The 19,160-nt window shown below is 74.5% G+C and carries 17 protein-coding genes; 12 read left to right on the forward strand and 5 right to left on the reverse strand.

The genetic code is table 11. The features are described 5' to 3' along the window. Positions 1-113 precede the first annotated feature (113 nt). The 4 genes from ABD978_RS33935 to ABD978_RS33950 are packed head-to-tail and all read left to right on the forward strand — an operon-like array spanning position 114 to position 3,676. Positions 114-743, forward strand: coding sequence for a D-glycero-alpha-D-manno-heptose-1,7-bisphosphate 7-phosphatase (locus ABD978_RS33935; protein WP_345363892.1), 630 nt, complete (start codon positions 114-116; stop codon positions 741-743). Then, on the forward strand, positions 736-1,785 hold the full coding sequence (locus ABD978_RS33940) for a glycosyltransferase family 9 protein (RefSeq protein ID WP_345363894.1): 1,050 nt from the start codon (positions 736-738) through the stop codon (positions 1,783-1,785). The genes ABD978_RS33935 and ABD978_RS33940 overlap by 8 nt, the downstream gene beginning before the upstream one ends. Beyond that, positions 1,782-2,753 carry a glycosyltransferase gene (locus ABD978_RS33945; RefSeq protein WP_345363896.1) on the forward strand — a complete coding sequence of 324 codons (972 nt, stop codon included), beginning with the start codon at positions 1,782-1,784 and terminating at the stop codon, positions 2,751-2,753. Before ABD978_RS33940 ends, ABD978_RS33945 begins: the two co-directional genes overlap by 4 nt. Beyond that, entirely contained in the window at positions 2,738-3,676 is a 939-nt protein-coding gene (locus tag ABD978_RS33950) for a glycosyltransferase family 9 protein (protein ID WP_345363898.1), read from the forward strand. The genes ABD978_RS33945 and ABD978_RS33950 overlap by 16 nt, the downstream gene beginning before the upstream one ends. Positions 3,677-3,726: 50 nt before the next feature. On the opposite strand, the gene ABD978_RS33955 is transcribed toward ABD978_RS33950, so the two are convergent. Next, positions 3,727-4,836, reverse strand: coding sequence for an alkene reductase (locus tag ABD978_RS33955; protein ID WP_345363900.1), 1,110 nt, complete (start codon positions 4,834-4,836; stop codon positions 3,727-3,729). Between the two features lie 156 nt (positions 4,837-4,992). Between ABD978_RS33955 and ABD978_RS33960 the strand changes: the two genes are divergently transcribed. The 4 genes from ABD978_RS33960 to ABD978_RS33975 all read left to right on the forward strand — a co-directional run bounded on the left by ABD978_RS33960 (position 4,993) and on the right by ABD978_RS33975 (position 11,915). Then, positions 4,993-8,196, forward strand: coding sequence for an ATP-binding protein (locus ABD978_RS33960; protein WP_345363902.1), 3,204 nt, complete (start codon positions 4,993-4,995; stop codon positions 8,194-8,196). A gap of 108 nt (positions 8,197-8,304) precedes the next feature. Continuing rightward, entirely contained in the window at positions 8,305-9,171 is an 867-nt protein-coding gene (locus tag ABD978_RS33965; RefSeq protein WP_345363904.1) for an ABC transporter ATP-binding protein, read from the forward strand. 1 nt (position 9,172) lies between these two features. After that, entirely contained in the window at positions 9,173-10,537 is a 1,365-nt protein-coding gene (locus ABD978_RS33970; protein ID WP_345363906.1) for an FtsX-like permease family protein, read from the forward strand. After that, complete coding sequence (locus ABD978_RS33975; protein ID WP_345363908.1) at positions 10,530-11,915, forward strand: sensor histidine kinase; 1,386 nt, start codon at positions 10,530-10,532, stop codon at positions 11,913-11,915. The genes ABD978_RS33970 and ABD978_RS33975 overlap by 8 nt, the downstream gene beginning before the upstream one ends. A 54-nt stretch (positions 11,916-11,969) precedes the next feature. Here the strand turns inward: ABD978_RS33975 and ABD978_RS33980 are convergent, their stop codons facing one another. From ABD978_RS33980 to ABD978_RS33990, 3 genes are read right to left on the reverse strand one after another with little or no spacing between them, the layout of a single operon-like run. Continuing rightward, positions 11,970-12,644, reverse strand: a complete 675-nt coding sequence (locus tag ABD978_RS33980) for a response regulator transcription factor (protein ID WP_345363910.1) — start codon at positions 12,642-12,644, stop codon at positions 11,970-11,972. A gap of 50 nt (positions 12,645-12,694) precedes the next feature. Beyond that, positions 12,695-13,594, reverse strand: coding sequence for a glycosyltransferase family 2 protein (locus tag ABD978_RS33985; RefSeq protein WP_345363912.1), 900 nt, complete (start codon positions 13,592-13,594; stop codon positions 12,695-12,697). Next, positions 13,591-14,457, reverse strand: coding sequence for a glycosyltransferase family 2 protein (locus ABD978_RS33990; protein ID WP_345363914.1), 867 nt, complete (start codon positions 14,455-14,457; stop codon positions 13,591-13,593). The genes ABD978_RS33985 and ABD978_RS33990 overlap by 4 nt, the downstream gene beginning before the upstream one ends. A gap of 215 nt (positions 14,458-14,672) precedes the next feature. Here ABD978_RS33990 and ABD978_RS33995 point away from each other — a divergent pair, with 215 nt between their 5' ends. The 4 genes from ABD978_RS33995 to ABD978_RS34010 are packed head-to-tail and all read left to right on the forward strand — an operon-like array spanning position 14,673 to position 16,878. After that, positions 14,673-15,245 carry a hemerythrin domain-containing protein gene (locus tag ABD978_RS33995; protein ID WP_345363916.1) on the forward strand — a complete coding sequence of 191 codons (573 nt, stop codon included), beginning with the start codon at positions 14,673-14,675 and terminating at the stop codon, positions 15,243-15,245. Positions 15,246-15,278: 33 nt separating this feature from the next. Beyond that, positions 15,279-15,866 (forward strand): nucleotidyltransferase, encoded by a 588-nt coding sequence (locus ABD978_RS34000; protein ID WP_345363918.1) that lies wholly within the window; start codon positions 15,279-15,281, stop codon positions 15,864-15,866. Then, positions 15,863-16,120 (forward strand): BON domain-containing protein, encoded by a 258-nt coding sequence (locus ABD978_RS34005; protein ID WP_345363920.1) that lies wholly within the window; start codon positions 15,863-15,865, stop codon positions 16,118-16,120. The genes ABD978_RS34000 and ABD978_RS34005 overlap by 4 nt, the downstream gene beginning before the upstream one ends. After that, positions 16,117-16,878, forward strand: a complete 762-nt coding sequence (locus tag ABD978_RS34010) for a metallophosphoesterase family protein (RefSeq protein ID WP_345363922.1) — start codon at positions 16,117-16,119, stop codon at positions 16,876-16,878. The genes ABD978_RS34005 and ABD978_RS34010 overlap by 4 nt, the downstream gene beginning before the upstream one ends. Positions 16,879-16,937: 59 nt before the next feature. On the opposite strand, the gene ABD978_RS34015 is transcribed toward ABD978_RS34010, so the two are convergent. Beyond that, positions 16,938-19,025, reverse strand: a complete 2,088-nt coding sequence (locus ABD978_RS34015) for a catalase (protein WP_345363924.1) — start codon at positions 19,023-19,025, stop codon at positions 16,938-16,940. Positions 19,026-19,160: the final 135 nt, after the last annotated feature.

Below are 19,160 nucleotides of genomic sequence, written 5' to 3' on the forward strand. Positions count from 1 at the left end.
CCGGGCGCGGGCGCCTCGCGGTGGGCGCGGCGGCCGGCGCCCTCGCGGGCGTCGGGGAGTTCGCGGCCGCGCGGATCGCGCCGGGGCCGCGCACCGCCCGCTAGGTCGCCGTGATGACGGTGACGAGCCTGGCCATCCCGCCGGTCGCGACCTGGCACTGGCTGCGCGGCCTCGTCGCGGCCCGGTCGGCCGCCCCCTGGCCGCCGCCGGTGCGGGCGGTGCTGTTCGACCGGGACGGCACGCTGATCCACGACGTCCCCTACAACAAGGATCCCGAGAAGGTCGAGCCGGTGCCCGGCGCGAAGGAGGCCCTGGACCTCGCCCGGCGGGCCGGGCTGCGCGTCGGCGTCGTCACGAACCAGTCCGCGATCGCGCGCGGCCTGGCCACCGAGGCCGAGGTCGCCGCGGTCAACGCGCGGGTGACCGAACTGCTCGGCCCGTTCGACACGTGGCGGCAGTGCCCGCACGGCACGGGCGACGGCTGCGACTGCCGCAAACCGGCCCCCGGCCTGGTGCTCCAGGCGGCGGCCGACCTCGGCGTCGCCCCCGAGGAGTGCCTGGTCGTCGGGGACATCGGCGGCGACGTCGCGGCGGCGCGGGCCGCCGGGGCGCGCGGCGTACTGATCCCGACGCCGCGGACCCGGCCGGGGGAGACGGCCGGCGTGCGGCGCGCCGCCGGGCTCGAGGAGGCCGTCCGGTACGCGCTGGCGGGCGGTACGGGTGCGGTGAGCTGGCATGAGTGAGCGCGGAGGCCGGCGGGTCGGCGGCGAGCGGCGTTCGCTGGTGGTGCGCCTGGACAACGCCGGTGACGTGCTGCTCGCCGGGCCGGCCGTCCGGGCCGTCGCCGCGCGGTCCGCGCACGTCACCATGCTGGTCGGGCCGCGCGGCGAGGCGGCCGCCCGGCTGCTGCCCGGCGTCGACGAGGTCGTCGTGTGGCGCGCGCCCTGGGTCGATCTCCGTCCGCCGCCGGTCCGCCGCGACGAGGTCGACGCGCTCGTGGACCGGCTGGCCGCCGGGCGGTTCGACGACGCGCTGATCCTGACGTCCTTCCACCAGTCGCCGCTGCCGACCGCGCTGCTGCTGCGGCTGGCCGGCGTCGTTCGCACGGCCGCCATCAGCGTCGACTACCCGGGCGCGCTGCTGGACGTACGGCACCGGCTCGACGACGACGTCCCGGAGGCCGAACGCGGGCTCTCGCTGGCCCGCGCGGCCGGTTTCCGGCTCCCGCCCGGCGACGACGGCCGCCTCGCCGTACGGACTCCGCTACCCGACGTGCGGCACCTGACCGGCGGGGACCGGTACGTCGTCCTCCACCCGGGCGCGTCGGTCCCGGCCCGCGCCTGGCCCGCCCGGCGCTGCGCCGAGGCGGTCGCCGAGCTGACCGGGCGCGGATGGCGGACCCTCGTCACCGGCGCCGGCGCCGAGCGCGACCTGACGGCGCGGGTCGCGGGGGAGACCGGCGTCGACCTGGGCGGCCGTACGAGCATGGCCGAGCTCGCCGCGATCCTCGCCGGGGCGGCCGTGGTCGTCGTCGGCAACACCGGTCCGGCGCACCTGGCCGCCGCCGTCCGCACGCCGGTGGTGTCGCTGTTCGCCCCCGTCGTCCCGGCGGCGCGGTGGGCGCCCCATGGCGTGCCGCACGTCCTGCTCGGCGACCAGAACGCCGCCTGCCGCGACACCCGGGCACGCGAGTGCCCCATCGACGGACATCCCTGCCTGTCGGAGGTCACGGCCCAGGAGGTCGCCGACTCCGTCGAGAAACTCGCCATCGAGGTGAGCCGATGAGGGTGCTGATCTGGCACGTCCACGGGTCGTGGGCGACCGCCTTCGTCCAGGGGCCGCACACGTACGTGCTGCCGGTGACGCCGGACCGGGGGCCGGACGGCCTCGGCCGGGCCCGTACCTGGGAGTGGCCCGCGAACGCCGTCGAGGTGCCGCCCGAGCGGCTCCGTGACGAGGAGATCGACGTGGTCGTCCTCCAGCGGCCGCACGAGGAGAGGCTGGCCGAGGAGTGGCTGGGCCGCCGTCCCGGCGTGGACGTGCCCGCCGTGTACGTCGAGCACGACGCGCCCTGGGGCGGCGTGCCGCTGACCCGGCACCCGATGGCCGACCGGCCGGAGATCCTCCTCGTCCACGTCACCCACTTCAACCGGCTGATGTGGGACAACGGGTGCACGCCGACCGCCGTCGTCGAGCACGGCATCGTCGACCCGGGGCTCCGGTGGACCGGCGAGCTCGAGCGGACGGCCGTGGTGGTGAACGAGCCGCTGCGGCGCGGCCGCTGCGTCGGTACCGACCTGCTGCCGTACTTCGCGGAGGGCATGGGGCTGGACGTGTTCGGGATGAAGGTCCGGGACCTGCCCGGCCGGCTCGGCCTGCCCGGCGTCCACGCCTACGAGGACCTGCCGCAGGAGCGCATGCACGAGGAGCTGGCCCGGCGGCGCGTCTACCTGCACCCGATCCGGTGGACCTCCCTGGGCCTGTCGCTGCTCGAGGCCATGCACCTGGGCATGCCGGTGGTGGCGCTGGCCACCACCGAGGTCGTCGAGGCGGTGCCCCGCGAGGCGGGGATCATCTCCACCCGGCCCGACCGGCTCCGCGACGGTCTGCGGCGGCTGCTGGCCGACCGCGAGGAGGCCGCCCGGCTCGGCAAGGCCGCCCGCGCCGCCGCACTCGAGCGCTACGGCCTGCCCCGCTTCCTCGCCGACTGGGAGGAGACCCTGGCCGAGGTGACCCGTTGCCCGCCGTCCTGATGCTGCGCGCCCTCGGCCTGGGCGACTTCCTCACCGGCGTGCCCGCCTACCGGGCGCTGCGCCGCGCCTACCCGGACGCCGAGACGGTCCTGGCCGCCCCAGAGGCGCTGCGGCCCCTGGCGGAACTGACCGGGGCGATCGACCGGCTGCTGCCGACCGGGGAGCTGCGGCCGATCCCGTGGGACGGGCCGCCGCCGGCCGTCGCCGTCGACCTGCACGGCAACGGCCCCGCCAGCCACCGGCCGATCGACGCGACCGGCGCGGCGACCCGCATGATGTACGCGTCCGCGGCCGCCCCGGACGTCGACGGCCCGTGGTGGGACGACGACGAGCACGAGGTCGCCCGGTGGTGCCGCCTCGTCGAGCGGTGGGGGGTCCCGGCCGACCCGGGCGACCTGCTGCTGCGCGCCCCGGCGGCGGAACCGCCGGTCCGCCGGGCGGCCGTCGTGCACCCGGGCGCGGCGTTCCCCGCCCGCCGCTGGCCGGCCGACCGCTTCGCGGCCGTGGCCCGTGCGCTGGCCGCCGAGGGACACCCGGTGGTGATCACCGGGACCGCCGCGGAACGCGACCTCGCGGCGGCCGTCGCCGAGGGCGCCGGGCTGCCCGCCACGGCCGTGCCGGCCGGGACCACCGGGCTCACCGGCCTGGCCGCCCTCGTCGCCGACGCCGCCGTCGTGGTCAGCAATGACACCGGCGTGTCCCACCTGGCCACCGCGTACGGCGTGCCGTCCGTGACGCTGTTCGGCCCGGTCTCCCCGGCGCTGTGGGGACCGCCGGAGGACGGCCCGCACGTCGCCCTGTGGCACGGCACGGGCGGCCGTCCGGGTGACGCGCACGGCGGCGAACCCGACCCCCGCCTGCTCCGGATCACGGTCGACGAGGTCCTCGCCGCCCTCGCCGGTCTCCGCCAGCCGGCGGGCTGACGGTCCGGTCCGGGCAGGTCGCGGGATCGTCAGGGCCGGGAGGCGAGGTGTCAGGCGGGCTGCGCGGCGGCCTCGAGGGTGGGGTAGTCGATGTAGCCCGTCGCGTCGCCGGTGTACATCAGGTGCCGGTCTCTGATCGGGTTGAGCGGGGCACCGACGCGCAGCCGTTCGATGAGGTCGGGGTTGGCCAGGAACGGGCGGCCGAGCGCGATCAGATCGGCGCCCGCCGCCACGAGCCGGGCCGACTCGTGGAGGACGTGACCGGTGGTGACTTCCGGAAGCTTGGGATTGGCGATCAGTGTTCCGGGCCAGAGACGACGGATCGCGCGGAAGACGTCCTGGTCCGGGTCGGCGTACACGACGTGCAGGTAGGCCGGGGAGATCTCGGCCAGGGCCCGGACGAGCGCGGGATAGAGCTCGTCGACGTCGTCCTCGTACATCGCGTTCGCCGTCACACCGGGAGCGATCCGCACGCCGACGCGGTCGGGACCGATGGCGTCGACGACGGCGCGGGTGACCTCGACCGTGAACCGGATCCGGTTCTCGATCGGGCCGCCGTAGGCGTCGGTGCGGCGGTTGGTGGCGCTGGAGAGGTACTGGTGCAGCAGGTAGCCGTTGGCGGAGTGCACCTCCACACCGTCGAATCCGGCGTCGACGGCGTTGCGGGCGGCGGCTGCGAAGTCGGCGACGGTCCTGTGGACGTCGTCGAGCGTCATCTCGCGGGGTGTGACGGCGGGCTGGAAGCCCGACGGTGTGTAGATCGGGTCGGGGAGCGGGACGGGAGAGGGGGCGATCGGGTGCAGCCCGCTGTTGTCGGGGTGGCCGATGCGGCCGCCGTGCTGGATCTGCAGGAACATCCGCCCGCCCGCGGCGCGGACCGCGTCGGTGACGTCCCGCCAGCCCGCCACGTGCGCCGGACCGTAGATCGCCGGGATGTTCGGGTAGGTCAGCCCGACCGCGTTGGGGGTGGCGGCCTCGGCGACGATCAGTCCGGCGGCGGCGCGCTGGGCGTAGTAGGTCGCCATCAGCGAGCCGGGAACGCCGTCGGCGTCCGCCCGGTTGCGGGTCATGGGCGCCATCACCAGGCGGTTCGGCAGGACGAGGCCGCCGAGACGCGCGGGCTCGAGAAGGGCGTCGGCCGGCTCGGTCGTGGTCGTCATCGAATCCTCATTGCGGCCTTCGTACCTGGTCATGGCCTGCCTCCCTGTGGTGTCGGTGTCGCGGTGCGCTGACGGGAACGACTCTGCCGGGGGCCGCTTCGGAAACGCTGATGATCTGCTGACGGACGGCCACGGCCCCGTGTGTACGGTGCTGGCATGCGGTTCGGTGTGCTCGGTCCGGTGACCGTGTGGGACGGGGACGGGGCGCCCGTGAAGATCCCCGAGGCGAAGGTCCGGGCGCTGCTGGCCGACCTGCTGGCGCATGAGGGACGGCCCGTCTCCGCCGACCGGCTCGTGGCGGACCTGTGGGGCGGACGGCCGCCCGGCCGCCCCGCCAACGCCCTGCAGGCCAAGGTCTCGGTGCTGCGCCGGGCGATCGGCCACGACCGCGTGGTGCGCCAGGCGCCGGGCTATCGACTCGTCCTCGACCGTCCCGGCGACGAGGTGGACGCCGACCGTTTCCGCGCGCTGGCGGCGCGGGCCCGGACGCGGACCGATCCGCGGGCGCGGGCCGCGCTGCTCACCGAGGCGCTGGAGCTGTGGCGGGGACCCGCGTTCGCCGACGTCGCGGACGAGGAGTTCGCGCGCGCGGCGGCCGACCGGCTGGCCGAGCAGCGCCTCGCCGTCCTGGAGGAGCAGGCCGAGGCCCGGCTGGAGGCGGGCGACCACGCGCTGCTCGCCGGGGAGCTCGCCGACCTGGTGACGCGCCACCCGCTCCGGGAGCGGCTGCGCGCGGTCCAGATGCGCGCCCTCTACGCGGCCGGGCGGCAGAGCGAGGCGCTGGCCTCCTACGCCGAGCTGCGGAAGCTGCTGGTGGACGACCTCGGCCTCGATCCGAGCCCGGAGCTCGCGGCCCTGTACGAGGCGATCCTGCGGCAGGACGGGTCGCTGGCTCCGGCCTCGCAGCCGGAGCGGCCCGACGCGGCCGTGCCGGCCGGCCCGGTGCCGCGGTCCAACCTGCCGATCCCGCTCACCGCGCTGGTCGGCCGTGACGGGTCCCTGGACCATCTCGCCCGGCTCGTCCGGACGGCCCGTCTCGTCACGCTCTCGGGGCCGGGTGGGGTCGGCAAGACCCGGCTCGCGGTGGAGGCCGCCACCCGGCTCGCCGCCGAGGACGAGGCCGGTTTCCCGGACGGCGTGTGGCTCATCGAACTCGCCGGGCAGCGCGGGGGCACGGCGGCCCTGGCCCAGGAGATCTCCGCCGTGCTCGGTGTCCGCGACGACCTGCCGTCCGGCGTGCCCGGGACGGGCACGTCCGTGGCGCCCGCGCGACGCCTCGCGGCGGCGCTGCGCGACCGGCGGCTCCTGCTCGTTCTCGACAACTGCGAGCAGGTCGTCGACCTGGCCGCCGAGCTGGCCGAACTGCTGCTGGGCACCGCGGCCGGGCTGCGGATCCTGGTCACCAGCCGCGAGCCGCTGGGCCTGACCGGCGAGGCGGTGCATCTCGTCGAGCCGCTTCAGGAGAACGACGCCGTGCGGCTGTTCGCCGACCGCGCCTCCGCCTCCGCCCCCGGGTTCTCGCTGGAGTCCGACCGCGAGGCCGTCGCCGAGATCTGCCGCCGCCTCGACGGCATCCCGCTCGCCCTCGAACTCGCCGCGACCCGCGTCCGCGCCCTGGGCGTGCGGGAGCTGGCGGCGCGCCTGGACGACCGGTTCCGGGTGCTCACCACCGGGCGGCGCGGTTCGCCGGCGCGCCAGCAGACCCTGCGCGCCGTGATCGACTGGAGCTGGGAGTTGCTCGGCGCACCGGAGCGCATCGTCCTGCGCCGCCTCGCCGTGCCCGTGGACGGCTGCGACCTGGACGCGGCGGAGGCGATCTGCGCGGGCGACGGAGTCCGCCGCGAGGAGGTCCTCGATCTGCTCACCCGGCTGGTGGACCGGTCTCTGGTCGTGGTCGCCGACGGACCGGCGGGGCCCCGCTACCGCCTGCTGGAGTCCGTCGCCGCGTACGCGACGCAGCGGCTCCACGAGATGCGGGACCTCGACGCGACCCGCGACCGGCACCTGCGCCACTACCTCCGGCTCGCCGAGCGCGCCGAGCCGCGGCTGCGCGACGGCGGGCAGCGGGCCTGGCTGGACCGGCTCGACGCCGAGTCCGCCAACATGCGCGCCGCGCTGGAGGAGGCGCTGCGGCGGCCCGCCCTGGACGAGTCAGTGCGGCGGCCCGCCCTGGAGGAGGCGGTGCGGCTCGTCACGGCCCTGAGCCGGTGGTGGCTGCTGCGCGGCCGCCTGCACGAGGCCCGCCGCGCCCTGTCGGCGGTGCTCGACGTCGCGCCGGACGCCGCCGAGGTCCGCGTGCTACGCGCCGCGTTCGCGCTGCTGACCGGGGACCGGTCCGCGGCGGGCGCCGAGCCGGACGGCATCGCGGACCCCGCGCGCCGCGGCCGGGCCTTGTGGCTGTACGCGTACGGGCTGTTCCACTCCGGCGATCCCGTGGCGAGCGAGCGGGCCAACGCGCGGGCGCTCGACCTGTGCACCGAGGCCGGCGACCCGTGGGGTACCGCAGCCGCGTACGGGCTGCGCGCGATGCTCGCGCTCGTCCAGGGCGACCTCGGCACCGTCGAGGAGGCGGGCCCGCACGCCGCGGACCTCTTCGGCGACCTCGGTGACCGCTGGGGCGAACTGCAGACGGTGACACCGCTCGCCGAGCTCGCCGAGATCAGGGGCGACTACGCCGAGGCCGAACGCCGCCAGAACGAGGGCCTGCGCATCGCCCGCGAACTGGGCCTGGAGACGGAGGTCTCCGCGCGCCTCTCGGGCCTGGGCAGGCTCGCGCTGCTCGCCCGCGACTGGGACCGGGCACGCGACCTGCACCGGGAGGCCCTGCGGCTGGCCGCCGAACAGGGCCACCGGTACGGCGAGGTGCACTCGCTGATGGGCCTCGCCCTCGGCGCCCGCCGCTCCGGTGACCTGGACGCGGCGGACCGGCACCTGCGGCGCGTCCGGGACGAGTACGAGTCGTCCGAGATCGGGGAGCACCTGCTGTTCGCGGAGCTCGGCTTCACCGCCGAGGCGCGCGGGGACGCGGCCGGAGCCGCCGCGTGCCATCGCCGCGGGCTGGAGATCGCCGTGGCGCTCGGCGAACCGCGCGCGCTGGCACTGTCCCTGGAGGGAGTGGCGGGCGTGCTCATCCTGTCCGGCGACGCCCGGCGCGCCGCCGTGCTGCTCGGCGCGGCCGATTCGGCCCGCCGTAGCGTGCACGCGCCGCTCCCACCGGCCGAACGCGGTGACGTGGAGCGGATCTCGACCGCCGCCATGGCCGCCCTCGGCGAGGAGGCCTTCGCCGACGCCTTCCAGCGAGGCGTCGAGACCCCACCCGCCGACGCGGCCGCACTGGCCAAGGACGCGATCCGCATCTGAGGTCCGGTCCACCCGGCGACGCGAGCGTGCCGGGGTGCGGATTCCCGTACCACGAATCCGGATGGAAGCACGATCGTGCGGCTCCTCCGACCGGTCCAGGCTTGCGACATGCCCTTTTCGAACCCGCACGGCCGCTTCCCGGCGCACGACGGTCCGGGAACCGGCGCCGCCGCCTCGCCGTACCGACCCGGCGGCGCGCTCGACGCCACCACGCCCTCTCGAGACGGCACGGCGGACGCCGCTCCCGGCGACGGCGCGGTGGCCCGGTGCGATGACCTGCACCGTCGCTACGGGAGGGGCGCGAACGCCGTCCACGCCCTCCGCGGCGTGACCGTCGCCTTCGCACCGGGGACGTTCACGGCCGTGATGGGGCCCTCCGGGTCGGGCAAGACGACCCTGTTGCACTGCGTCGCGGGCATGGACCGGCCGACCTCCGGCACCGTCTGGTGGGGACCGACCGAGGTGTCCCGGCTGCGGGAGCGGCGGCTGGCCGAACTGCGCCGCGCCGAGGTCGGTTTCGTCTTTCAGTCGTTCAATCTGATGCCCGCCATGACGGTCGAGCAGAACGTGACGCTGCCGGGCCGGCTCGCCGGGCGGCCGCCCGAGCGGACGGCGGTGCGCGAGGCGCTGCGGCAGGTGGGGCTCGGCGGGCGCGAGCGGCACCGTCCCGGGCAGCTGTCCGGCGGCCAGCAGCAGCGGGTCGCCATCGCGCGGGCCCTGGTCTCCCGCCCGAGGGTGCTGTTCGCCGACGAGCCCACGGGCGCGCTCGACCGGCGGACCGGCATGGAGATCCTCTCGCTGCTGCGCGCCGGCGTCGAGGAGCAGGGGCAGACCTGCGTCATGGTGACGCACGACCCGGTCGCCGCCGGGTACGCCGACCGCGTCGTGGTGCTGGCCGACGGCGTCATCGTCGATGACCTGGATCGCCCTTCGGCGGCGGCCGTCTCCGCCCGGCTGAGCCGGTTGGGAGGCTGACGTGCTGCGACTGGCCTTCGGGCAGATCCGGACCCGGCCCGCGACGTTCGCCGGGCTCGCCACGGCCCTGTTCATGGCGGTGACCGCGATCACCCTGTTCGGGTCGCTGATCGCTGCGAGCGTCGTCTCTCCCCCGGCGTACGCGGGGCAGCCCGGTCTCGTGATCATCGGCGGGGCGTTCGGGGAGATCGCCGTCCTGGTGGCCCTGTTCGTGGTGGTCAACACCCTCGGCTTCGCGATCCGCCAGCAGCATCGGGATCTGGCGCTCCTGCGCACCGTGGCGGCCACCCCCCGGCAGGTCCGCGGGCTGGTGCGCCGGCAGGTACTGATCGTGGTCCTCCTCGTCAGCCCGGCCGGCTGGGCGGCCGGGGCGCTGGGGGCCCACCGTCTGCTCGGCGCGCTCGTGGACCGGGACCTGGTGCCGGCCGGAAGCCGGATCCCGTTCACTCCGGTACCCGCCGCGGCCGCCTCGGTGATCGCGCTCCTCCTCGGCATGCTGTCGGCCGTGGTCGCCGCCCGCCCGGTCTGCCGCGTCGCCCCGGCCGTCGCGCTCGGGGAGAGCGTCGGCGGCGACCGGCGATTCGGACCGATCCGCACGCCCGCCGGGTTCCTCGCACTCGCCGGCGGAGGCGGTCTCTGCCTCGCCGTCGCCCGGCAGCCCCCGGACAAGGCCGGGCAGGGCGCGCTGCTGGCCACGCTGGTCCTCATGGTGGCGGTCGCGCTCCTCGGACCGCTGTTCACCGTGGCCGTCGTCACGGTCCTCGGCCTGTCCGTACGGGTCGTCGCCCCCCGCTCGGGCCGGCTCGCCGACGCGAACCTGCGCGGGTACGCCGCCCGGCTGTCGTCGGCCGTGGTCCCCCTGGCGCTGCTGACCGCGCTGGCGTGCGCGTTCCTGTCCCTCGGCGATACGGTCAAGGACGCCGCCCACCACCTCTCGGGAACGGAGCTGACCTCGGTGAACTCCGCCGGCGACGTCTGGCTCCGCCAGGTCGAGCTGACCATCCTCGTCTGCTTCGGCGGCGTGTCGACGGTCAACACCCTGGCGGCGCTGACCGCCGCGCGGCGCCGCGAGTTCGCGCTGCTGACTCTGGTCGGCGCGACCCGCCGGCAGCTCGCGTCGATGCTCTGCGCCGAGTGTCTGCTGATCACGGCGGTGGGCACGCTCACCGGCACGGCCGTCGCGGGGGTCAGCGTGAGCTCGTTCAGCGTGACCCTGCCGGGATCCCCGCTCCCGTCGATGCACCCGGCGGGCTATGGATCGATCGCGGCGGGTGTGGCGGCGCTGGCCGCGCTCGGCATCCTCCTCACCGGGCTGCGGGCGACCTCCGGGCCGGCCACGGAGACGGTCGCGGGGCAGCGTGGCTGACCACTCGGGCGGCCCCGCCGGGCTCCGGCGCGCCGCCGACCCGGAGGAGGCCCGACGGGCGGGACGGTTCCGGCCCCGCTTTCCCCGGTTCCGGCCCCGCCTGTCCCGATCCCGGCCCAGCGAGCCCCGGGTCCGGCCTCGCCTGTCCCGGTTCCGGCCCCCTCTGCCTCGGCCCGCCGTGCGGCCCGGCGAGGTCGTTTTCGCCGTCGCGGGGCTGCCGGCGGCCGTCGCCGGTGCCGTCTTCGTCTTCGCCATGCTGTACGCGGGCACGCTTCTGGCGGTGACCCTCATCGGGCTTCCGCTCGTCGCGGCGGGCCTGCGCGGCGCCCGGGTGCTCGGCGGACTGCACCGCCGCGCCGTCGCCGGGCTCCTCGGCGAGGACGTGCCCGGCCCCGAGCCGGTGCCGCCCGCGCCCGGAGTGCTCGGCTGGATCCGCGCCGGGCTCACCGACCCGTCGGGCTGGCGGGCCCTGCTGTACCTGGTCCTCCGCCTCCCGGCCGGCCTGGCGGCCTTCCTGGTCGCGGTCGTGCTGCCGGCCACCGCGGTGTGGCTGATCGGCTTCCCCGTGCTCGTTCATGTGCTCGCCCCGCATGACCGGGCCGTCCCCTGGTGGGCGAGCGTCGCCGGCCCGTCGCTCGGGCTCGTCCTGCTGGCGGCCGTCCCCGCCGCCATTCGCAGGGCGAGCGGGCTGAACCGCCGGCTGGCCCGGCTCCTGCTCGGCCCGACGTCCGGGCAGCGGCGGATGCGCGCGCTCGAACGGTCACGGCACGCGCTGGCCGCCGAGAACACCGAGGCCCTGCGCTCGATCGAACGCGATCTGCACGACGGAACGCAGGCCGAGCTGGTCGCCATCGCCATGACCCTCTCGTTGGCCGACGACGCGCTCGGCGCACGCCCGGATCCGGCGCCGGACCGGCTGTCCGTCCTTCTCGCCCGGGCGCGGACCCAGACCGACGACGCCATCGCGGGGCTGCGGCGGATCACCCGTGGCATCAATCCGGTTCCGCTCGACGCGGGTCTCGGCGCCGCCCTCCGCTCCCTGGCCATGGGCAGCCCGGTCCCCGCCGGCCTGCGCCTGGACCTGCGCGAACGCCCGGATCCGGCGATCGAGCGCGTGGTGTACTTCTGCGCGGCCGAGCTCCTGACCAACGTCGCCAGGCACAGTGGGGCGGACACCGCCACCGTCGAGGTCGTCGCCGCTCACGGCCGGGTCCGGCTGGTCGTGACCGACGACGGACGGGGTGGCGCGTTCCCGGACGGCGGGAGCGGGCTGACCGGCCTGGGCCGGCGGGTGGAGGCCGTGGGCGGAACGATCCGGATCATCAGCCCCGAGGGCGGCCCCACGACCGTCGTCGCCGACCTGCCGAGCACGGTGTGAGCGTCGGTCGCACAGTGTGACCGCGTCACCGGCACGACGTCGGAGCCGCCTGGATCACGCGCCGCTTCCGGTCTCGGTCAGGTAGGTGAGCACCGCCTTGACCCGGCGATTGTCGGTCTCGGTCGGAGGCAGGTCGAACTTCATGAAGATCGCGGCCGCGTGCTTCTCCACCGCGCGCTCCGTGACCACCAGGCGCTGGGCGATAGACCGGTTCGAGTGCCCCTGCGCCATGAGGTCGAGCACCTCCCGCTCCCTCGGCGTGAGCGAGTCGATCCGGTTCCGCCGGGTACCGTCCCGCAGCAGCCCGGTGACGATCTCCGGATCGAGAACCGTTCCGCCCGTGGCCACCCGGTGCAGGGCATCGACCAGCTCGGCGGTGCGGGCCACCCGTTCCTTGAGCAGGTAGCCCACTCCGGCGGCACCGGCCGACAGCAGCCGCTCCGCCAGGATCGCCTCCACATGCTGGGAGAAGACGAGGATGCCGACCTCCGGCCAACGTTTGCGGAGCTCAAGGGCGGCACGGATGCCCTCGTCGGTGTGCGAGGGCGGCATCCGGATGTCCACGACGGCGACGTCGGGGCCGTGCTCGGCGACCGCCGCCAGCAGGTCCTCAGCGGTGCCGACCGCCGCGACGACCACGCATCCCCGCGCGGACAGCAGTTCCGACATGCCGTCACGCAGGACGACCGAGTCCTCGGCCAGCACCACCCGCAGCGAACGTTCCGTCATGCACGTCATCATGCCGCCGTCCGAGCGTTCCCAGCGCCATCGGGACCGCTTCAGCCGACGTAGCGGCGGGCGGGGGAGGTGCGCTGGGGCCTCTCCAGCAGCCGCAGGGCCCGCTCGACGTGATGGGGGACCGGCCGCCGTTCCCGGATCACCCACGGCAGGCCGCCGAGGGCCTCGGCGACCGCCGACACGCTCGTACGGTCCCGGGGCACCGAGCGCAGCACGGTCAGCGTCCTGCGGACGGCCGACCGGACCGGGCGGCGCAGCCAGGTCGTCCAGAGCGTGTTGCGGATGCCGACCCGGCGCCGTTCGCGGGGATCGCGGGCGGCCGACGCGGCGTGGTGCACGACGACGTCCTCGGCCCAGCACATCCACCAGCCCCGGGTCGCCAGGTCCATGCCGAGCAGTTCCTCCTCCCCGCCCAGCACCAGCCGCGGCGAGAACCCGCCGACCTCGCGGAACGCCTCGACCCGGATCATCGACGCGCCCGCCAGGATGCTCATCAGCGCGGGGCCCGGCATCCAGCCGGGGGCGGGCACCGGCGAGTGCCGCAGCTCCGGGGTGATGGGATCCTCCTCCAGCCCCGGCTCGACCAGGATCAGGCCGGTGACCGTCGCCAGCCGGGGATACCGGTCGAGCAGGTCCGCCGCGCGCCCCAGCGCGCCCGGCTCCCACCAGGTGTCGTCGTCGCAGAAGGCGACGTACGGGGTGGACACGTCCTCGACGGCGAGGTTGCGGGCGACGGCGCCCAGGTTGCGCGCCGACCGGATCAGCCGGACCCGCGGGTACGCGTCGGCGACGGTCTCCGAAGTGCCGTCGGACGAGGCGTTGTCGACGACGATGATCTGTGGGCGTTCGGGCAGCCGGGTCATGAGGTCGAGGGTCCGCAGCAGTTCGGGCCGGCGGTCCCGGGTCATGATCACCACGGCGACCCGCGGATCCGGGCTCACCGGGCCTCCCCGGCCAGCCGGCGGATGCCGCCCTCGACGGCCGCCGGGACGGGCCGTCGCGCGACCAGCGCCGACGGCAGGCGCACGGCGGCGCCCGCGAGGGCCGCGCGCGAGTCGCCGTCCCGCAGCGCCCGCGCCCCCAGCCGCGCGGTCTCCCGCACCGCCACCAGGCCGGGACGGCGCATCCAGGTCGTGAGCACCGTGTTGCGCAGCTCGCTGCGACGGCGCCGGCGGGACGGCAGCCGGTCGGCCGACGGCTCGTGCACCGCGACGACCTCCGGGACGTGGCACAGCCCCCAGCCCGCGGCGGCCAGGTCGTAGGACAGCAGGCGCTCCTCGCCGACGAAGAACAGCAGCGGGCTGAACCCGCCGACGTCGAGGAACGCCCGCCGGCGGACGATCGAGGCGCACGCCAGGAACCCCAGGACCGGCGGGCCGGGCAGGTCGGGATCGGGCGGGAGCGGCGACTCGGCCATCGCCGCGTTGATCGGGTCGGGCTCGCGTTCGGGCCCGACGAGGGTGTGCGCCGCGATCAGGCCGAGGCGCGGATGGGCGTCGAACAGGTCGGCGGCGCGGGTCAGCGCCCCCGGCTCCCACCACGAGTCGTCATCGCTGAACGCGACGTACGGGGTGCGGGCCAGATGGACGCCGACGTTGCGGGCCGCGGCCCCCCGGTTGCGGCCCAGCGGCACGATCCGCACGCCGGGGTGATCGGCCGCCACCGCGGTCGCGGTGCCGTCCTCCGAGCCGTTGTCGACCACCGCGATGACCGGCCGGTCCGGCAGGGCCGCCAGCCGGTCGAGGGTGCGCAGCAGCTCCGATCGCCTGTTCCTGGTGGCGATCACGACGGTGACACGGCTCACCGATCGACCTCCCCGTGGTCCGAGTAACCGGTCGACTACCCGCCGACGGAGCGCCGAAATCCTCGGCCCGAGGAGCCCTCGCCGAGCGCCCCGCGGAGCCCACGCCGAGCGGCCCGCGAGGGCCGCGCGAGCGGTACGCCGCCGGGGCGGCCGATGGCGTTTTGAACCACCCGTCGCGGGCAGGGTGGGCGCGTCGGCACCATGGGGAGGGAACCATGCCGAACGTTTTCGACGTACTTAGCAAAGACCACGTAGAGGTCGAACAGGCGCTCGCGGAGCTCGAATCGGGGCCCACGGCGGCGACCGGAGCCGACCCGGAGCAGAAGGAGATCCGCAAGAGGCTGGTCGAGCAGCTGATCATCGAGGAGTCCAAGCACGAGGCCGTCGAGGAGGAGTACTTCTGGCCGGCGGTCCGCGACAAGCTGCCCGACGGCGACCACCTCGCCGACGAGGCCACCGACCAGGAGCAGGCCGCCAAGCACATCCTCAACGATCTGCTGGACCTCGACCCCGACGATCCGAGGTTCGAGGACCGCCTCCGCACGTTCACCGTCGACGGGCGCGAGCACATCGCCTACGAGGAGGAGCGCGTGTGGCCCCGCATGCGGGAGGCGCTCAGCGCGAAGGAGGCCGACGAGCTCGGCACCAAGGTCGAGGAGGGCAAGAAGCTGGCCCCGACGCGGCCGCATCCCAACACGCCGCCCAGGCCCGGCATCCTCAAGACGGTAGGGAAGGCGGCCGCCGTGGCGGACCGGGCCCGGGACGCGGTCACCGGGCTTGGCGATTGAGCGCCCCGGACGCCGCCCGGAGGGTCCCGCGTCATGAGTGACGTCGAGGCCGCACCGGGCGAGCTGCTGAAGACTCTGCGGAAGGCCGCGGCGGCGCTGACCGACGCCGGGATCAAATTCGCGCTGACCGGCGGGTTCGCCGCGTACGCGCGCGGCGCCGCGCCGTCGACCCACGACGTCGACTTCGTGCTGACCGAGGACGAGGTCGAGGGTGCCCTCTCCGCCCTGGAATCCGTGGGGATGCGGCGCGTCGAGATTCCCGAGGCATGGCTCGCCAAGGTCCATGACGACGGCCGTACGGTCGACCTGATCTTCCGGCCGTCGGGGCGGGCCGTGGACGCCGCGCTGCTCGCCCGCGCCGAGGAGCTGAACGTCGAGGCGGTCGCCATGCCGGTGCTGACCGCCACCGACCTGACGGTCCTGCGCCTTCTCGCGTTCGACGAGAAGGCCAGCGACTTCGGGGGATACCTACCGGTGTCGCGGGCGCTGCGCGAGCAGGTGGACTGGCCGCGGGTGATCGCCGCCACGGCGGACTCCCCGTACGCCTACGCCTACCTGACCCTGCTGCACCGCCTGCGCGTGATCGAGTACGGGCCGCCGTACGAAGGGAGTGACGGATGACGCCCAGCGACCCGCCCCACTACCTCGCCGCCCGCATCAAGAGCCGCCTCGCCGAGGACGCCCGCACGGTCGAACTCGGCATCCAGGTCGACGTCCGTGGTGACGTCGTGTTCCTGCGCGGCCAGGTGGCGACTTCCCGGAGGCGGGAACTCATCGAGACGGTCGCCCGTGAGGCGGCCGGCGGAAGACGGATCTCCAACGATGTGACCGTCGTGGAGATTCGGCCCCCGAAAACGGAGGAATCGCCCACATGATTCGTGTGGCCGCGGTCGGCGACATCCACGTCGGCGAGGATGTGCGCGGTCTGTACCGCAACCGACTGACCGGGATCGCCGATGACGCCGACGTCCTACTTGTTGCCGGCGATCTGACCCAGCACGGCACGGCGGAGGAGGGACGGATGGCCGCGGAGGAACTCCGCGACATCGGCGTCCCGGTCATCGCCGTGCTCGGCAACCACGACTACCACTCCGACGCGGAGACCGAGATCACGAAGGCGCTGAAGGACGCGGGGATCACCGTCCTCGAAGGCGAGTCAACGGTGATCGACTGCCATGGCAAGCGCCTCGGCGTCGCCGGCGCCAAGGGCTTCGGCGGCGGCTTCGCGGGCCGCTGCGGCTCCGACTTCGGCGAGCCGGAGATGAAGGCCTTCATTCGCCACACCAAGGCCACCGCGGCCAAGCTCGGCGAGGCACTGGGCGCGCTGGACGCGGACGCGCGCGTGGCCCTGACCCACTACGCGCCGGTCAAGGACACCCTCACCGGCGAACCCCTCGAGATCTTCCCCTTCCTCGGCAGCTACCTGCTCGCCGAGGTGATCGACGGAGCGGGGATCGACCTCGCCGTGCACGGGCACGCCCACCGCGGCGTGGAGAAGGGGATAACGCCGGGCGGGATCCCCGTGCGCAACACCGCCCTGCCGGTCATCGAGCGCGCCTACTCGGTGTACTGCGTCGGCGGCGTCGACGACGTCGAGTGCGCACCCGACGACACCGTCGGCGTGACCGCGTAAGACACGGGCGAGAGGTCCGCGTCCGGTGGGCGCGGACCTCTTCGACGTCCCGGCGCGGCTCAGGCCGGCACGGGGGCGAGATCGCGGTTGTGGTGCCGGTGTGCCGCCACCGCCATGACGAACTGCTCGACGAACTCGCCGGTCACGCCGGACGCCGACTGCATGACGACGCCCTGGTCGGCGGTCAGCGCCTCCCCGTGGTTGTTCACTCCGTTCAGCCGGGCGCTCGACAGCAGGCGGATCCCGTCTCCGATGGCCCCGATCGCCTTGCCGTGCTTGAACGCCTCCGCGACGAACTGAACGGCGCTGCCGTCGGCCTCCAGCGCCGTCACCGACTCCTTCCCGCCGGGGACGATGACCGCGTCGTACAGCACCGAGCCGACGGTCGGCAGCGCGCGCGTCACCTCGACCGGCCCCTCGGAGCCCTCGACCGTGCCGTCCCGCGCGGCCAGCACCTCGGGTATCGCGCCGACGGCCGAGAGCGCCTCCCGCAGCGACCGGACGTCGCCGGTGTCCACGCCGTCGGCGGCCAGGATGGCGATCTTGCGGGTCTCGATCGAGTCATGAGGTGCGTTGGCCTGGCTCAGCGCGGGCGAGGTGCGCCCGTGGTTCGTCGTGGGCTGCGCCGGCGGCTCGACGCCGACACCCTCCGCGACCGCGACGGCCAGGTCGTGGTCGACGTTGTTCAGGTTGGCCACGACTCCCTCCCTGATCGGCCGGTGGTCCACCTTCCCCAGCTCGAAGCGGAACGCCGAGACGATGTGCTCCTTCTCCCAGTCGGACATGCTGTTCCAGAACAGGGTCGCCTGGGAGTAGTGGTCGGCGAAGCTCTCGCTCCGCTTGCGGATCTTGTTCCCGTCGACCCGCTCCTGGTAGTGCGTGAACGCGCCCTCCGCGACGACGGCGGGGCAGCCGCCGCTGAGCGAGTTCGGATGGTAGGCGGCCCGGCTCGTGTGGACCATCGACTGGTGGTAGCCGTCGCGCTGGTGGTTGCGCACGTCGGCGACCGCCCGGTTCACCGGCAACTGGGTGAAGTTCGGGCCGCCGAGGCGGATCAGCTGCGTGTCGAGGTAGGAGAACAACCGGGCCTGTAGCAGCGGATCGTTGGTGAAGTCGATGCCGGGGACCACGTTGCCCAGGTGGAAGGCCACCTGCTCCGTCTCGGCGAAGAAGTTGTCCGGATTGCGGTCGAGCACCAGCCGCCCGACGGGGCGCACGGGTACCTCCTCCTCCGGGATGATCTTCGTGGCGTCGAGCAGGTCGAAGTCGAAGGCGTGCTCGCGGTCCGCCGGTACGAGCTGCACGCCGAGCTCCCACTCGGGGAGGTTCCCGGCCTCGATCGCCTCCCACAGGTCACGGCGGTTGAAGTCCGGGTCCTTGCCGGCGATCTTCTGCGTCTCGTCCCACACCAGCGAGTGCGTGCCGAGCTTCGGCTTCCAGTGGAACTTCACGAACGTGCCGACACCCTCCTCGTTCACGAGACGGAAGGTGTGCACTCCGAAGCCCTGCATCATCCGGAAGCTGCGCGGCAGCGCCCGGTCCGACATCAGCCACATCATCATGTGCGTGGTCTCGGGCTGCAGCTGTACGAAGTCCCACAGGGTGTCATGGGCCGAGGAGGCCTGCGGGATCTCGTTGTTCGGCTCCGGCTTCACCGCGTGCACGAAGTCGGGGAACTTGATCCCGTCCTGGATGAAGAACACCGGCATGTTGTTGCCGACCAGGTCGAAGTTGCCCTGCCGGGTGTAGAACTTGGTCGCGAACCCGCGGACGTCGCGCACCGTGTCGGCCGACCCCCGTGAACCGGCGACGGTCGAGAAGCGCACGAACACCGGCGTGCGCAGCGACGTGTCCCGGAGGAACTCCGCGGCGGTGTACTCGGTGAGCGGATCGGTCACCTCGAAGTACCCGTAGGCGCCCGCGCCCCGGGCGTGTACGACCCGCTCGGGGATCCGCTCGTGGTCGAAGTGGGTGATCTTTTCGCGGAAGTGGAAGTCCTCCATGAGGGTGGGACCCCGCTCTCCCGCTTTCAAGGAGTTGTCGGTGTCGTCGACCGGGATGCCCTGGTCGGTCGTCAGCCGTGAGTCATGGTTCGGATTGACGCGGACCTGGTCGAGCTGGCGGTCCTTGTCGTCCGGCGTTGTCATGGCGTCCCCCTCCGAGATCGAAAACGGCCCTTTACAAGGAGCCATGTCCGGTCGGCGGCGTCCTATGCGTGATCCGGCAGCCCAATGTCCTGCCCCGGCGGGGGTCCTGCTCGTGGGGATGACTCTGCCCCGCCA

Source organism: Actinoallomurus liliacearum (genome assembly GCF_039542035.1).
GTDB lineage: Bacteria > Actinomycetota > Actinomycetes > Streptosporangiales > Streptosporangiaceae > Actinoallomurus > Actinoallomurus liliacearum.

Excerpts from the sequence above, each read along its gene's own strand:
- ABD978_RS33935 (WP_345363892.1), top strand. The coding sequence starts at position 114 with ATGACGGTGACGAGCCTGGCCATCCCGCCGGTCGCGACCTGGCACTGG.
- ABD978_RS33940 (WP_345363894.1), top strand. The coding sequence starts at position 736 with ATGAGTGAGCGCGGAGGCCGGCGGGTCGGCGGCGAGCGGCGTTCGCTG.
- ABD978_RS33945 (WP_345363896.1), top strand. The coding sequence starts at position 1,782 with ATGAGGGTGCTGATCTGGCACGTCCACGGGTCGTGGGCGACCGCCTTC.
- ABD978_RS33955 (WP_345363900.1), bottom strand. The coding sequence starts at position 4,836 with ATGACGACCACGACCGAGCCGGCCGACGCCCTTCTCGAGCCCGCGCGT.
- ABD978_RS33960 (WP_345363902.1), top strand. The coding sequence starts at position 4,993 with ATGCGGTTCGGTGTGCTCGGTCCGGTGACCGTGTGGGACGGGGACGGG.
- ABD978_RS33965 (WP_345363904.1), top strand. The coding sequence starts at position 8,305 with ATGCCCTTTTCGAACCCGCACGGCCGCTTCCCGGCGCACGACGGTCCG.
- ABD978_RS33980 (WP_345363910.1), bottom strand. The coding sequence starts at position 12,644 with ATGACGGAACGTTCGCTGCGGGTGGTGCTGGCCGAGGACTCGGTCGTC.
- ABD978_RS33995 (WP_345363916.1), top strand. The coding sequence starts at position 14,673 with ATGCCGAACGTTTTCGACGTACTTAGCAAAGACCACGTAGAGGTCGAA.
- ABD978_RS34000 (WP_345363918.1), top strand. The coding sequence starts at position 15,279 with ATGAGTGACGTCGAGGCCGCACCGGGCGAGCTGCTGAAGACTCTGCGG.
- ABD978_RS34005 (WP_345363920.1), top strand. The coding sequence starts at position 15,863 with ATGACGCCCAGCGACCCGCCCCACTACCTCGCCGCCCGCATCAAGAGC.
- ABD978_RS34010 (WP_345363922.1), top strand. The coding sequence starts at position 16,117 with ATGATTCGTGTGGCCGCGGTCGGCGACATCCACGTCGGCGAGGATGTG.
- ABD978_RS34015 (WP_345363924.1), bottom strand. The coding sequence starts at position 19,025 with ATGACAACGCCGGACGACAAGGACCGCCAGCTCGACCAGGTCCGCGTC.